At 29.9% G+C, this 15,350-nt stretch carries 16 protein-coding genes; 11 read left to right on the top strand and 5 right to left on the bottom strand.

The window, feature by feature from the left end:
* The 3 genes from ACPKM0_RS08180 to ACPKM0_RS08170 form a co-directional block, all read right to left on the bottom strand.
* Positions 1-962: tyrosine-type recombinase/integrase (locus tag ACPKM0_RS08180; protein WP_472475013.1), on the bottom strand; the 962-nt coding region annotated here is incomplete at its 3' end.
* The gene (locus ACPKM0_RS08175) at positions 949-1,932 is read right to left on the bottom strand and encodes a tyrosine-type recombinase/integrase (RefSeq protein WP_472475011.1); all 984 of its coding nucleotides are present in this window, start codon (positions 1,930-1,932) and stop codon (positions 949-951) included. The genes ACPKM0_RS08180 and ACPKM0_RS08175, both read right to left, overlap by 14 nt.
* Complete coding sequence (locus tag ACPKM0_RS08170; protein ID WP_472475009.1) at positions 1,919-3,157, bottom strand: tyrosine-type recombinase/integrase; 1,239 nt, start codon at positions 3,155-3,157, stop codon at positions 1,919-1,921. Before ACPKM0_RS08170 ends, ACPKM0_RS08175 begins: the two co-directional genes overlap by 14 nt.
* Positions 3,158-3,312: 155 nt before the next feature.
* On the opposite strand from ACPKM0_RS08170, the gene ACPKM0_RS08165 reads away from it, so the two are divergent.
* The 4 genes from ACPKM0_RS08165 (at position 3,313) to ACPKM0_RS08150 (ending at position 6,338) form a co-directional block, all read left to right on the top strand.
* The gene (locus ACPKM0_RS08165; RefSeq protein ID WP_472475007.1) at positions 3,313-4,026 is read left to right on the top strand and encodes a group II intron maturase-specific domain-containing protein; all 714 of its coding nucleotides are present in this window, start codon (positions 3,313-3,315) and stop codon (positions 4,024-4,026) included.
* Positions 4,027-4,145: 119 nt separating this feature from the next.
* Positions 4,146-4,613 (top strand): DUF134 domain-containing protein, encoded by a 468-nt coding sequence (locus tag ACPKM0_RS08160; RefSeq protein WP_472475006.1) that lies wholly within the window; start codon positions 4,146-4,148, stop codon positions 4,611-4,613.
* 81 nt (positions 4,614-4,694) lie between these two features.
* Positions 4,695-5,270 carry an ATP-dependent Clp protease proteolytic subunit gene (locus tag ACPKM0_RS08155; RefSeq protein WP_472475004.1) on the top strand — a complete coding sequence of 192 codons (576 nt, stop codon included), beginning with the start codon at positions 4,695-4,697 and terminating at the stop codon, positions 5,268-5,270.
* Between the two features lie 75 nt (positions 5,271-5,345).
* Complete coding sequence (locus ACPKM0_RS08150; RefSeq protein ID WP_472475003.1) at positions 5,346-6,338, top strand: endonuclease/exonuclease/phosphatase family protein; 993 nt, start codon at positions 5,346-5,348, stop codon at positions 6,336-6,338.
* Between the two features lie 113 nt (positions 6,339-6,451).
* Here the strand turns inward: ACPKM0_RS08150 and ACPKM0_RS08145 are convergent, their stop codons facing one another.
* Positions 6,452-6,934, bottom strand: coding sequence for a hypothetical protein (locus ACPKM0_RS08145; RefSeq protein ID WP_472475001.1), 483 nt, complete (start codon positions 6,932-6,934; stop codon positions 6,452-6,454).
* Between the two features lie 231 nt (positions 6,935-7,165).
* Positions 7,166-7,819: a redox-sensing transcriptional repressor Rex gene (locus ACPKM0_RS08140; protein ID WP_472474999.1), complete on the bottom strand. Its 654-nt coding sequence runs from the start codon at positions 7,817-7,819 to the stop codon at positions 7,166-7,168.
* Between the two features lie 199 nt (positions 7,820-8,018).
* Between ACPKM0_RS08140 and ACPKM0_RS08135 the strand changes: the two genes are divergently transcribed.
* From ACPKM0_RS08135 to ACPKM0_RS08105, 7 genes are all read left to right on the top strand, one after another.
* On the top strand, positions 8,019-8,489 hold the full coding sequence (locus ACPKM0_RS08135) for an NADH-quinone oxidoreductase subunit NuoE family protein (RefSeq protein ID WP_472474997.1): 471 nt from the start codon (positions 8,019-8,021) through the stop codon (positions 8,487-8,489).
* A gap of 9 nt (positions 8,490-8,498) precedes the next feature.
* Positions 8,499-9,083: an ATP-binding protein gene (locus ACPKM0_RS08130; protein ID WP_472474995.1), complete on the top strand. Its 585-nt coding sequence runs from the start codon at positions 8,499-8,501 to the stop codon at positions 9,081-9,083.
* 18 nt (positions 9,084-9,101) lie between these two features.
* Positions 9,102-9,506, top strand: coding sequence for a (2Fe-2S) ferredoxin domain-containing protein (locus ACPKM0_RS08125; RefSeq protein WP_472474993.1), 405 nt, complete (start codon positions 9,102-9,104; stop codon positions 9,504-9,506).
* Positions 9,506-11,293 (top strand): NADH-ubiquinone oxidoreductase-F iron-sulfur binding region domain-containing protein, encoded by a 1,788-nt coding sequence (locus ACPKM0_RS08120; RefSeq protein ID WP_472474991.1) that lies wholly within the window; start codon positions 9,506-9,508, stop codon positions 11,291-11,293. Before ACPKM0_RS08125 ends, ACPKM0_RS08120 begins: the two co-directional genes overlap by 1 nt.
* Positions 11,294-11,316: 23 nt before the next feature.
* Positions 11,317-13,062 (top strand): NADH-dependent [FeFe] hydrogenase, group A6, encoded by a 1,746-nt coding sequence (locus tag ACPKM0_RS08115; RefSeq protein ID WP_472474989.1) that lies wholly within the window; start codon positions 11,317-11,319, stop codon positions 13,060-13,062.
* Between the two features lie 162 nt (positions 13,063-13,224).
* The gene (locus ACPKM0_RS08110) at positions 13,225-13,671 is read left to right on the top strand and encodes a PTS sugar transporter subunit IIA (protein ID WP_472474987.1); all 447 of its coding nucleotides are present in this window, start codon (positions 13,225-13,227) and stop codon (positions 13,669-13,671) included.
* Positions 13,672-13,703: 32 nt separating this feature from the next.
* The gene (locus tag ACPKM0_RS08105; protein ID WP_472474985.1) at positions 13,704-15,329 is read left to right on the top strand and encodes a cation:proton antiporter; all 1,626 of its coding nucleotides are present in this window, start codon (positions 13,704-13,706) and stop codon (positions 15,327-15,329) included.
* Positions 15,330-15,350 lie beyond the last annotated feature (21 nt).

Below are 15,350 nucleotides of genomic sequence, written 5' to 3'. Positions count from 1 at the left end.
TTATTTCTTTTATCAAAATGCTTTTTATCAAATTTTAAAATTGCCTTACTTACTAATTCTGGTGAAGTACGAGCATAATGTTCGGTTGTAGTTACAGAAGAATGACCTAAAAAATCTCGAATATATATCAATTCAGTTCCTGAATTTACTAACTCGTACGATTTTGAGTGTCTCATACCATGAGCAGATATGAAATTTTTAAACAAATGAGGATTATCTAATTTAGCTTTTTGTTGATATTTCTTAAGAATATAATTAATTCCTTGCCTTGTTAATTTTTCATTACTTGGTCCTGTAAATAAATAATTATCACTGTTTAATGAAATATGATAAATCTTTAAATATTTTCTTAACAATTCTTCAGTATCTAATGGTATACATACAGAATGAATTTTACCTCCTTTTGCTAATACTGTTAAAACAGGTTTCTTGCTGAATGTAATATCGCATACTTTAATATTAATAAATTCGGTAACTCTAACAGCTGTTTCAAATAATAAATTCATTAATGCTAAATCTCTTACACCACGTTTCTTTTTTGTATCTGGTTGTCTAAATAATATTATTAATTCTTCTGTCGATAGATGAGGCGGTAAAGGCTTTACTACTTTTTTATCTTTAATCAATAATAAAGGTTTTACGAAAGCTCCACATTCAGGATGAAATACTAAAACATAATTACAAAAACTTTTAATAGCTTGAATTCTTAAATTCCTAGTTTTAGGTCTACTTTTTCTTTCTTCTTCTAACCAAATTCCAAAATCTTTTACAACTTCTAGAGTAAGCGTTTCAAAAGTTACTTTGTCAGCTTTGATGTGTCGTTTTTCTTTTAAAAATTGAAATAATAAAGAGAAAGAAGTTGCATAACTTTTGATAGTATTATTGCTATTTCCTCTTTGTAAAGGCAAATAAGTGACAAGGTAATTGGTTAAATATTCATGAAAAGGACTATTCTTCTTCATATTCTACCTCTGGGATTTTTTTAGATAGATAATCCTTTCTTTCATCACCAGTAATTTTGTATTGAGGGAATCTTAAATACTTTTCTGTATCAGAGAGAGAATCATGACCTAAATATTGAGAGAGTAGAACCAAATTAACTTTTGTGTCCATCTTTAAATTATGCATTTTATCCAAAGCATGACATGAAAAAGTGTGCCTCAGGCTATGTAACGTAGGCATTCTGTTATATTGATCTTCATTAATACCTGCTTCATAGAAAATTTGTTTAGTCTTAGTTCCAATATATGTATTATTTAATTTATTACCATTAATTGATTGAAAGATTAATTCATTTTCATTTTTAAAGTTAAATCTTGTTATATAATTTATTAGAACTTTATACATAGAATCAGATAAAGGTATAATTCTGGATTTAAATTTTTTAGATTCTCTAATTAAAATAGATTTATCTTCAAAATTTAAATCTTTAATTTTTAAAGATAAAGCTTCATTTATGCGAAGACCTGAAGAATATAATAAACGTATTATAACTGGTAATGTTATATGATAATTAGATTGCCAATTTGGCTTAATATTATCTGAAGCTTCAAATATTTTTAACATTTGTTCTTTTGTTAATATATATGGAACAAAACTTTTTATAATAATAGGCATTAATTTTTTCGGAACAATACAACTATTAGGATTATCAATATGGATAAATACTGATAATTGACGTAATATATCTATTAGGCTAGATCTTTTACTATATGATTCACCTGTTTTTATTTTACTTAATGTTAAAATTATATCCATTGTAAGAACTGGAGTTTTTGTTAATTTTGATAGTTCTTTACTTATTATTTTTAACATTCGTTGTGATGCTCTCCCATATTTAAATCCACAATTTTGTCTATATCTAATAAATTTAATAATATATTCGCTGAATGGTTCTTCAAAATTTAACAATATTCCGTTATCGTTTTTCATAGGGAACCTCCAAAGCTAATACTCTAAGAGTTTCAGGGGCAAACCAAATATATTTGTTTGTAATATTAGTACTACTATGACCTAGTACAGCAGATATTGTTTGTATTGGTTCTTGATCTTTTTGCATTGCTGATGATAAAGAGTGTCTCAGAGCATGTGGCCCGCTATGTTTATCTTTGATATTTATGTCTGCTTTAACAAAATATCTTTTGATACAATAGTAGCCCATTGCTCGTGTATAAGGTTCATTAATTGGATAATGATCTCTTGAAAACAAATACTTTGAAGTTTTATTGGTTCTACTGTATTCAAGATAATCAGCAATTGCATAAAGAATAGTGTTACTAAGAGGAAAAGTTATCAATTTCTTTGTTTTTCCAATAAGTATTGTCATTTTATTATCAACAGTTAGAACATCTTTTAATTTTATTTTTAAAACATCATTAATTCTTAATCCTAATTCTAGTATTAAAATAGCAATAAGATAATCTCTTTTACCTAATTTTGTAGTTCGATCGATTTGATCTAGAACTAAATTTATCTCTTTCATTGAGTAATAAGAACAAAGTCTTGAATTTTTGTGTGATTGAATTGGACCAACAAATAAAACAGCATTTTCTAATAGAATTGAAGTTTGAGAAAGGAACAATAGGAAGTTTTTTAGAGTAAATAAAATATTTGCTTTATAGGCTTCACTATAACCATATGTTTGTAATATTTCTTTATAATTACAAATTACTGAAAAGGTAATTTCATTAATTTCAAGTGAATTTCTCTCCAGATAGATAAAGAAAGTTAATAGCCTTGAAGTTTTTGTTCTTATTGTATTATCACATTCTAATCTATCTCTGAGCCAATGTGAAAATTCCTCAGTAATTGGTTTGAATTTAATAGGAATATCTATAATTTTAGCTTTATAATGCAACTTTATAGATTCATTATTGTGAATTGATTCTAATATGCGAAAGGCTCTTATATATCGATGAATTCGATCCATTGAGTTCTTTGTAATCTCATTTTCATCAATCTTTAACCTTAAGCAAATATAATGAAAAAAATTCTTTTCAGTTTTATCATCAAAGTCAAACTCAGAATATGATTTAGCAAATAGTAATACTTGTTTAAAGAATCTCATATTGTCACCAATATAAGCTTTTGTATAATTGTGATGTGATATAGTTTCCATTGCTCTGGCAACTAACTTTTCTAAATAGCAGTATTCCATAAAATACCTCCAAATTTATATTTTGGATTATTTTACCATGCAATCTTATGTAAAGTTTTTGTTATTAAGAAGCTATATCTTGTAAGGAATTAATCTGAAAACTTTCCATAGATAAAAACTTTCCATAGGATATTCAGCTTTTTGCGAAGTCAAAGATGTCATCTCTAAGAATAAGAGATAATGCAATTAAGTTCTTAGAAAAGAAATTACAATTGACTGTAAACAAAGAGAAGACTAAAGCCGGTAGAGCAGAAGGAGCTAAAATTCTTGGATTTGTATTTCAAACAAGAGGAAAGAATACTGATGATGGAGTATTGAAACTCGGAAGATGTGTTCCAAGAGAGAAAAGTATTGATAAGTTAAAAGCTAGAATAAAAGAAATTACTAAAAGAAACAGAGGTGTTTCATTAGAAAGAGTAATTGCTGAATTGAATAGCTTGCTTAGAGGCTGGATAAATTATTATGCTAGAAGTTCTATAAAAAAGAAACTAAGAATTATAATGGAATGGACACGAAGAAGAGTTAGACAGTATGCCTATAAAATTTGGAAAACTAGTAAAAATCGAAAACATCAATTGAGACTATTAGAAGCTGAAGAATGGAAACTTAAGAAATCATTTTTAAGCTCAACTAGTTATTGGAGAATGTCCCAAGCTATTGGAAGAATATTCTCAAATGATATGTTGCATGGAAAATTGAAATTAGTTGATGGATTAAATTTATATGTTGAAAAACACGAAGAAGCCAAAGAAAAAGATAAAGATGTTATATACTTTGACTTCTTAGCGAAAAGAATGGCAGAGGAAAAAGAAAGTCTGGAATTATTACAAGAAGACTGGATTTACTTCAACATCGTGCGTTATGTTTGATAAACCGCCCAGTACCGAACGGTATGCTAGGTGGTGTGAGAGGACGGTTTCGTGAGAAACCCTCCTACTCGATTTATTAAATAATTAACTTATGTTATTATTTTAGTAGAGGATATGCTATGCCAAGAAATAAAAAATATAGAAGAATTGGATATTTAAGTTCTTTAAAACATTTTGCACCTGTAAAAAATGAAAATAAAGCTGAAGTAGAAATAGAAAGACCTTCTGATATGATTATTTTAAGTAATGAAGAATTTGAAACAATTCGATTGATTGATTATAAGGGATATACTCAAGTTGAGTGTAGTAAATCAATGAATATTGCTAGAACAACAGTTCAACAGTTATATTCAGATGCTAGATATAAGTTATCATTAATGCTACTTGAGGGAAATCATTTATTTATAGAAGGTGGAAATGTTGAATTATGTGATGATTCAAAGCTAGAAGAAGAAGTTGGCTTTAAAAAAAGTGAAATTATTATTAATCGTCAAAGAAGAGGTCGAGGACGAGGAAATGGTAATGGCATGGGGAACGGAAGAAGAAACTATATTTATAGAAATCAAAAAGAAATAACGAATGAATAAATTAATTTAGGTTATTTGTTTTACTTTATTATAGTTTTCTATTATATTATTAAGGATATCAAATTTAGGAGTTATTAACTAATGAGTGAAGAAAAAAAAGAACAAAAAGCTCAAGATCCTCAAATGAATGATCGATTATTAAAAACCCGCAGTATTATGCTAAGTGGTGAGATAAATAAAGAAAGCGCTGAAAAAATTATTTCACAATTATTAATTTTAGAGGCTGAAGATAATGAAAAAGAAATTAAAATTTTTATAAATAGTCCTGGTGGTGATGTTGATGCAGGTTATGCTATTTATGATATGGTTAGATTTATTTCACCTAAAGTTATCATGATTGGAGCTGGTTTAGTGGCTTCTGCAGCATCTTTAGTATTATTAGCTGTACCAGCTGAAAGAAGAGTAGGTCTTCCTAATTCAACTTATTTAATTCATCAACCAATGAGTGGAATGAAAGGTGTAGCAACAGCTATTGAAATTTATTCAAAGCAAATTGATAAATTAAGAGAAAAGCTTGATAAAGTAATTGCTGATGCAACTAATAAAAGTGTTGAAGAAGTTAAAAAAGATACAGAAAGAGACCATTGGTTATTTAGCGATGAAGCTAAAGAATATGGTTTAATTAGTAGAATTGTTGAAAGAAGAGAAGATTTATAATTTTTCTTTCTTATTTATAATAATAGAATTAATGCAACTTTATAAAAAAATGTCTTATTAAGTTAGAGGTTTTTTATGGTTGCATTTTTTTTATTGCTTGTTATATTGATTTTTGTTAGTTGTGAAGAACCAAATTTGGAATCTAACACTTTTACGATAATGAACTGGAATGTTCAGGCATTGATGGATATGAATGTAGATGGCAATGAATTTAATGATTTTTCCTTAGATGAGTATGATGAAGAAAGTTATAGAAGAAGAATTCGAAAAGTTTGTGATGTTATCGATGATATTAACGCTGATGTAGTTATTTTAGAGGAAATTGAAAATTCTAATGTATTAAAAGATATGCTTGATATGTATCTTTCAAGAAAAGGTTATCTTTATTATGGAGCCATAAAAGAAGATGATAGTGCTATCGCTATAGGTTTTATTTCAAAAATAAAAACTGAAAAAATACAAACTCACTATGTTGATGATTGTAGGGATTTATTATCTTTAGATTATATTTTTGAAGGTCAGCAAATAAGGGTTTTAGCTTGTCATGCTAGAAGTCAAATTAATGGTTTTGAAGAAAGCGAAATATATAGGTTAAATTTAGCTAAAACTATTAAAAGAGTTGTAGAAGAAAATGATGAACTTCAAATTATATGTGTAGGTGATTTTAATGAAGATCCAAGTAAAAACACATCATTTCAAACAGCTCTATATGATATTGATAAAGAAAATTCTTTTATCTATAGAAACAAAGGTTCTATTTTAGTTACTTCCTCACCTTATAATGCTTTAAATGATATATTTTATTCTCCCCAATTAGATGTTAGCTATCATAAAGATAAAAAAGGAACCTATGTTTATGAAAATAATTGGTATAATTTTGATTTAATTTTATTAAATAATTATTTTTTTGATAAAGTTAATCTAGAATTTGATGGTTTTTATATATATGCACCTCAAAAAATATGCACTTCAAGTGGAATTCCATATAAATGGAATCAAAAAAGTCTTTGTGGAATAAGTGACCATTTTCCAGTTTATGTTACGCTTTCTTGCGGGATAAATGAATGATATAACTTTATTTCATAGTTTAGTATAATAAAAGGCAGCTATAATTGTTTATAGTTGCCGATTTTTCTTTATAATATATCTACCCATTTTGTTGGATTGGTATTCAATTTAAACTATTCTATAGAATATACAATTTTTACATCACTTACATATTTACCTGCAGGAAGTTCACTATTACCTTCCCAACTTAAGTAAAAAGAATTTACTAATAAATCGTCATGTTTACCAGCTTCTAATATAGAAATAGATTCTTCTGTATTAACTTTAGGAGTAATTTCTGAATCAAAATCTTTCTTACCATCATTTAAAGTTGTAGAGAAAGAAGTAGGAGTAACTTTTACTTTAACAGCCATATCATCGTTTTGATTACTTGTTGCATTAACACTAAATAAATCTGTTTTACCATCTTGAGTTAAAGCTGCAACACCAATTTCAAAATCAGATGATCCGTTACTAATATCTGTATCTTTATAAGATAGTTGATAAGAAACTTCAGTTTCTTCAATAGAAGTGTTTAATTGAACTTGAGCTGATTTAGCGAATACTGATGTTAAAGCGATAGCGCTTATAGCTAAGATTGTTAATGTTTTTTTCATAATTGTGTTTTCCTTTTGTGTTTTTATGTTTTTTGTATGTTTTAACTATATAATAGATTGTAACTTGTGTCAACACTTTTTATAAAAAAAATAAGTTTATAAGTTATATGGCAATAAATACTTGTTGTATAAGTATTTATATATGATAAAAAATGTATATGTTAAATTTAGCTGTTAAGATTTTGGGATAAAAAAACAGCTCATTGAGCTGTTTATGGGTTAATGCATAAATTAATTAGTATTTGTTGTTTTAGGTTTTTTAGGGAATTTTAATTCATAAAAAATCTTTTCTAAAGATAAACTTAGATTGATATTTTGAACAACGCTTGTCGATCCATCCTTAAGTTGTACTGGTTTTAGTGTAACTGGTGAAAAGTTTAAAATACCTTTTACTCCAGCTTTTAGTAATTTGTGATATGTATCTGCTGCAGCTATTTCAGGTACTGTAATTATTCCAACTTGTACATCTAATGCATCAACCACTTCGTCTAATCTAGATAAAGGGTAAATTGAAATAGGTTGTGATGAGTCACTATATACTTGAGGATCACTATCAAATCCAGCTACAATTTTGATTCCGTCTGGTTCAAATCCACCATAATGCATTAATGCAAGGCCAATTCTACCACAACCTACAATTATTGCGTTTTGAGGATCACCTTTACCTAAGATTGTTGAAAGAGAAGTTATTAAATCAACTATTTCATAACCTCCTCTTTTTTGTCCATGGATAGAAAGTTGTGAAAAGTCTTTTCTTACAACTGCTGCAGAAACACCAGCAGCATCTGCTAGATTGTGAGCAAAGACTTTTTCAAGTCCAATGCTTCGAAGTCTATTAAGTGCTCTATAGTATCTTGTAATACGTGTTAGTTGGTCATTATTCATGAAAACCTCCGGTTAATGTGAACAATGGTATATTATTTAATGGTTTTAGTCAATATTTTATTTATCTCTTTTATATTATAGCGTTTATTCGGCTTATTAAGGGTATAATAATATATACATAATTCAATGTTTATGATAGAATGGCTACTAATCAATATTATGATTACGTAAATATAGGGTAAAAATATTAGGAGGGTACATGTCAGAGAATAGTGCTAAATTCTCGTCTGAATTAATAGCTTTTATTAATGAATGGCGTGAGAAACCAGGTAATCTCATCATGGTTTTACACCGAGTACAAAGTGAATTCGGTTACGTATCTCGTGAAGCTGCTGATGAAGTCTCAAAAATGTTAGATATTCCTTTTGCTAAGGTATGGGGCGTATTAACATTCTATCATTTCTTTAAACTAAATAAGCCAGGGAAGTATAACATTCAAGTTTGTATGGGTACTGCTTGTTATCTAAAAGGTGGAGATGCTTTAATCGATGAATTAAGCAGAACACTAGGGATAGAAGTTGGTGGAATTACTGATGATGGTAATTTTTCATTAGAAGCAGTTCGCTGTATTGGATGTTGTGGTTTGGCCCCTGTTATGACAGTAGGTGGCGAAGTATTTGGTAAGGTTACTAAGAATCAAATTCCTGGTATCTTAAAGAAATTTGCTTAAAGAATAATTATGCATCGTTACATAAGTGATTTCATTTTAGATATAACTCAGAATTCTTTTGAAGCTAATAGTACTTTAGTAAAACTAACTTTAATAGAAGATGATAGATATTTAAAAGTCATTATTGAAGATAATGGGAAAGGAATGAGTAAAGATGTATTAAATAGAGTATTAGATCCATATTATACTGATGGAGTAAAACACAAAGAAAGAAAAGTCGGTTTAGGACTACCATTTGTTGTACAAAGTGTTAGTGAAAGTGGTGGTAGTTTTGAAATTGAGTCTGAGCCTAATAAAGGTACAAAAGTAGTTTGTACTTTTGATTTATGTAATGTAGATACACCTCCAATTGGAGATATTAGTAGTACATTTTTAACTCTTTTTAGTGATCCTAAAGCAAAAGAGCTTATAGTAAAAAGAGAAATAAATACTTCAAAAGGTTCTGAATATTATGAATATTCAAAAACAGACTTGTTAGATATTCTAGGTGATTTTTCTTCTATTTCATCTTTGAGTTTATTAAGAGATTTTTTAATAAATCAAGAAGAAGATTTAAGTCAGTTTAATGTAGATAGAGTATTAATTTTTAAGTAGTCGAATTGGAGAAAAAATATGGCAAGAATGACATTAGAAGAACTTAGAAAATTAAGGGCTTCAAAACAGAATTCTTTACAAAAAAGAAGTATTGAAGGCAAAGAAGGCCAAGTTATTATTGGTATGGGTACATGTGGTATCGCAGCTGGTGCAAAAACCGTATTAGACGCTTTTATTTCTGAATTAGATGCTAAAGGTGTTACCAATATTTCTGTTACACAAACAGGTTGTATGGGACTATGTCATGTAGAACCAACAATTGAAGTAATTGTTCCAAATATGCCTGATGTAATTTATGGAAAAGTAGATGCTGAAGTAGCTAGACAAATTGTTCAAGATCATATTATTGATCATAAATTAGTTAATGATCATGTTTATGATAGACCAGCAGCAGATATTTATGCAAAGGATGGAGATAAGTAATGGCTTTCAGAAACTACATTTTAGTTTGTGGTGGTACAGGTTGTGAATCTAGCCACGCAGACGATATTTATAAGAACCTTATTGCTGAATGTGAAGCACAAGGTGTAAAGGACGAGGTACAGATTGTTAAAACAGGTTGTTTTGGTTTCTGTGAACAAGGTCCAATTGTAAAAATTCTTCCTGAAGATTCTTTTTATGTTCAAGTAAAACCTGAAGATGCAAAAGAATTAGTAAGTGAACATATCATTAAAGGACGTGAAGTAACTAGACTTCTTTATAATAAAGAAAAAAGTCACAAACACGCACAAGTAGAAGAAATTGAATTCTATCAAAAGCAGTTTAGAATTGTATTACGTAACTGTGGTTTCATTGATCCTGAAAATATTGATGAATATATTGCACACGAAGGTTATGTTGCATTAGAAAAAGCTTTATTTGAATTCACTCCTGACCAAATTATTGAAGAAGTAAAAACTTCTGGTTTAAGAGGTCGTGGTGGTGCAGGTTTCCCAACTTGGATGAAATGGAATTTCACTAAGATGTCTGATTCAGCAGAAAAGTTTGTAGTATGTAATGCTGATGAAGGTGACCCAGGTGCATATATGGACCGTTCTACTTTAGAAGGTGATCCTCATTCAATTTTAGAAGCTATGACTATTTGTGCTAGAGCAATTGGTGCAACACAAGGTTATATTTATATTAGAGCTGAATATCCTTTAGCAATCCATCGTTTAGAAGTAGCAATGGAACAAGCTAGAGAATATGGTTTATTAGGTAAAAATATTTTAGATAGTGGTTTTGATTTTGATATTGAAATCCGTCTAGGTGCTGGTGCTTTCGTTTGTGGTGAAGAAACTGCTTTATTACAATCAATTGAAGGTTTTAGAGGTATGCCTCAACCACGTCCACCATTCCCTGCTGTAAAAGGCTTATGGCAAAAACCAACTTGTATTAATAATGTTGAAACTTGGGCTAATATTCCTGTTATTATTAATAAAGGTGGTTCATGGTTCCAAAAAATTGGTACTGATGATAGCCATGGTACAAAAGTATTTGCTCTTACAGGTAAAATTAAAAACTCAGGTCTTGTAGAAGTTCCAATGGGTACAACTTTAAGAGAAATTGTTTACGATGTTGGTGGTGGTATCGCTAATGGTAAAGAATTCAAAGCTGTTCAAACTGGTGGTCCTTCAGGTGGTGTTATTACTAAAGAAAATTTAGATACTCCTATTGACTTTGGTGGATTACAAAAGATTGGATCTATGATGGGGTCAGGTGGTATGATTGTTATGGACGAAGACGACTGCATCGTTGACGTTGCAAAATTCTACCTAAACTTTACTGTTGATGAATCTTGTGGTAAATGTGCTCCTTGTAGAATTGGTGGTAGATCTTTATTAAATATTTTAGAAAAGATTACTAAAGGCCAAGGAACTCAAAAAGATATTGATAATATTAAGAGTATTTCATTAGCTATGAAGAAAGGTTCTCTTTGTGCTTTAGGTCAAACAGCTCCAAACCCAATTTTATCTAGTTTGAAATATTTCCCTGAAGAATACAAAGCTCATATCGAAGATAAGAGATGTCCTGCAGGTAAATGTAAGAATTTAATTACATATTCAATTAATGCAGATAAATGTATTGGATGTACTGCTTGTGCACGTAAGTGTCCAGTAGGTGCAATTACAGGTGAAAGAAAACAAGCTCATATTATTGACCAAGCAGCTTGTATTAAGTGTGGCGCTTGTCTTGTAGCTTGTAAATTCGGCGCAGTTGAAGTTCATTAGGCGTCGGGAGGATCAAAGATATAATGGTAAACGTAAAAATAAATGGTATTCCCGTTCAAGTAGCAGAAGGTACAACAGTATTGAATGCAGCAAAAGAAGTTGGTGTATATATTCCAACTCTTTGTTATCATCCTGACTTAACTCCTTTTGCATCTTGTGGTATGTGTGTATGTAAGCAAGAAAACAATAATAAGATGATAAGAGCTTGTTCTACTCCTGTTCATGAAGGATTAAGTGTAATTACTGATGATCCAGAATTGTTCGAAGTTAGAAAAGCTATCTTAGAGATGACATTAAGTACTCATCCAAATTCTTGTTTAACTTGTATTAGAAATGGTAATTGTGAATTACAAACATTAGCAGCAAAATTCGGTATTAGAGAACAACCTTTTGAACATAGAGTTGCAAAATTAGAAATTGATAATTCTTCACCATCTATAGTATTAGAACCAAGTAAATGTATTAAATGTGGTCGTTGTGTCCAAGTTTGTCAAGAATTACAAGGTGTATTTGCTTTAGACTTTATTGGTCGTGGTGATTCAACAGTAATGTCTCCTGCTGCACATTTAAAATTAAATGATAGTCCTTGTGTTAAATGTGGTCAATGTATTGTTCACTGTCCTGTTGGCGCAATTTACGAAAAAGATGAAACAGCTTCATTAAGAGCTGCTATTGCAGATCCAAATCAAGTTGTAGCTGTACAAATGGCTCCATCTGTTCGTGTTGGTATTAGTGAAGAATTTGGTTTGCCTGTTGGTACAGTTTCTACTGGTAGACTATATGCTGCATTAAGAAAAATTGGTGTTGATTATGTATTTGATACTAACTTTAGTGCTGACTTAACAATCATGGAAGAAGGTAGTGAATTAGTTAAGAGATTAACTACTGAAGGTAGTGTATTACCTCAATTTACATCTTGTTGTCCAGGTTGGGTTGATTATTGTGAAAAATTCTATCCTGAATTAATTGATAATCTTTCAAGCGCAAAAAGCCCAATGATGATGCAAGGTGCTGTAACTAAAAATTATTTTGCAGAAGTTTCAAAAATTGATCCTGCAACTATTTATAGTGTAGCATTAATGCCTTGTACTGCTAAAAAATATGAAATCAAACGTGATGAAACTATGAAGTCTTCAGGTTATGATGATGTTGATTTAGTATTAACAACTCGTGAAATTGCTAGATTATTTACAGCCTATGGTATAGATTTTGCATCTCTTTGTGATGAAGATTGTGATTCTCCAATTGGTGAATATTCTGGTGCTGGTACTATTTTTGGTAACACTGGTGGTGTTATGGAAGCTGCTGTTAGAACAGCTTTTAAATTAGTAACAGGTGATGAATTAGAAGATGTAGAAATCGATGCAGTTCGTGGTATGGAAAATGTTCGTAAAGGCGAAGTTGACATGAATGGAACTAAAGTTAGAGTAGCTGTTGTTAATGGCTTAGCTAATGCAAAACCTGTTTGTGAAGAAATTTTAGCAGCTAAAAAAGCTGGTGAACCTGCACCTTATGACTTTATTGAAGTAATGGCTTGCCGTGGTGGATGTATTGCTGGTGGTGGTCAACCATATGGTACTGACGATACAATCAGAAAAGAAAGAATTGCTGGTTTATATAATGATGATGAACAATCAACATATAGAAAATCACATGATAATCCTTCTATTAAGAAGATTTATTCTGATTACTTTGGTGAACCTCTTTCACATAAAGCACATAATCAATTACATACTGTTTATACTAAGAGAAATAAATATAATATGTAATTTAAATGTAAAATTATTCGGGTTAGCAATAAAATGCTAACCCTTTTTTTTGTTACTGTTATAGCTATATCTTTACGTTAATTCGTTGAAATGATAATATTACCAATATTAATAAATAGAAGATGATAAAAAATATAAAAATATTTTTTTGGAGAAATAAATATGAAATTAAAAAATGTTCTAAATGAAAATGTTGTAAAAATTAATTTAGAAAGTACAACAAAAGAAGATGTAATAAAAGAATTATTGGGCATTTTAAAAGGTAATAATTTAATAGAAGATGTAGATGCAGCTTATAAAGATGTTATGGAAAGAGAGGAAAAAATGTCTACAGGTATTCAACATGGAGTTGCAATACCTCATGCAAAAACGAAAGCTGTAACAAAATTAACTGCATGTATTGGAATAAAAAAAGAAGGATTAGATTTTAATTCATTAGACGGTGAAATAAGTAATATTTTTATTATGACATTATCTCCAAGTGATCATATTGGTCCTCATGTTCAATTTTTAGCTGCTATTAGTAGGGTTATAAAAACTGAAGAAGCTAGAAATGAAATATTAAATTCAAAAACTGTAGAAGATGTTCTATCAGTATTTGGAGTTTAATTAGCTCAGTTTAAACAACAAGGGGGGACAAAATGGCAGAGGAAATGATGGTATTAATGTTGCAATTAGGATTAATTCTTATTGCAACAAAATTTTTAGGATATGTATTTGCAAATTATTTACATCAACCAAAAGTATTAGGTGAGTTATGTGCAGGAATGATTATTGGACCTTATTTATTAGGTAGTATAGCTATCGGTGAATTTGGGGCTTTATTTCCACTACCTTTAGAAGGAACTATACCTGTATCTCCTGAATTATATGGAATCTCAACTTTGGGATCTATTTTTTTGCTCTTTGATTCAGGTTTAGAAACAGATTTACCAACTTTTATTAAATTTAGTGGTAAAGCTTCTGTTGTTGGTATCGGTGGAGTTGTAATTTCATTTTTGTTTGGTGCAATTGGTACTGTTTTATTATTAGATAATGTTAATTCAATTATGGATCCAGCTGCTTTATTTTTAGGAACTGTATGTACAGCAACTTCAATTGGTATTACTGCAAGAATATTAAGTGAAACTAAAAAGATAGCAACACCTGAAGGTGTTACAATCATGGCAGCTGCAGTTTTAGATGATGTAATATCTATCGTTTTATTATCTGTTGTTGTTGGTATTACTTCTGTTCAAGCTGGTAGTGGGGCGATCCACTGGGGTGTGATAGCAAAAGTTGCTATTAAAGCTGTATTATTTTGGTTAGCTTGTACTGTTATTGGTGTTATTATAGCTCCAAAGTTTACAAAGGGCATGAAAAAATTTAAATCTTTACCATTGATTAGTGAAATAGCTTTTGGAATTGCTTTATTACTTGCAGGATTTTCTGAAATGGCTGGTCTTGCAATGATTATTGGTGCTTATATTACTGGATTATCCTTAAGTCAAACTGATGTTGCACATAGTATTAGTGTAAGAATAAAATCAGTTAGTGAATTTTTTGTTCCTATCTTTTTTGCAGTTATGGGTATGATGGTTAATTTTGAGGCACTAAAAAGTGTTATTGGTTTTGCTCTTGTTTTTTCAGTTATTGCATTTTTAGGTAAATTAATTGGTTGTGGAGCTCCTGCTTTATTAGTTGGGTTTAATTTAAAAGGAGCTTATAGAATTGGTTGTGGTATGTTGCCTAGAGGTGAAGTTACTTTAATTGTTGCAGGAATAGGATTAGCATCAGGTGCAATTTCCCATGATTTATTCGGTGTTGCTGTTATGACAATGTTAGTTGCTTCAGTAACTGCTCCTCCAATGTTAGTAAATGCATTTAAAGGTGGAAGTGGTTATAAGAAAAAATTAGCTGTTGAAGATGAAGTTGATAGTGTAACCATTTCTTTAGATTTTCCATCTAAAAGAGCAGCTATGTTTATAGCTGATACAGTATTAGAAGGTTTTATTGCTGAGGGATTTTTTGTTTCTAGTGTTGAAAGTAATCATTTTGTTAACCAAATTAGGAAAGACTCAACTATTATAATGTTAGAAATACAACGGATAGAAGATAATCAAGCTTCTATGAAGTTGATTTGTAATCAAGATGATGAAGAATTTGTTAGATTAATGTTGCTCGATTCTATTGCAGATTTCCAATCTTTCGCAAGTACTTTATCTTCGATGCAAGATCCGGAAATGATGAGTGCTCAACTATTAATGAGTATGTTTAACGATGATTAAATCTTGATAATATAGTAGGCT

Origin of the sequence: Pleomorphochaeta sp., assembly GCF_050031695.1 — a bacterium.
In the GTDB taxonomy this organism is placed as follows: domain Bacteria; phylum Spirochaetota; class Spirochaetia; order Sphaerochaetales; family Sphaerochaetaceae; genus Pleomorphochaeta.
The sequence above is the reverse complement of the archived record's forward strand: the minus strand, read 5'-3'. Positions and strand labels throughout refer to the sequence as shown.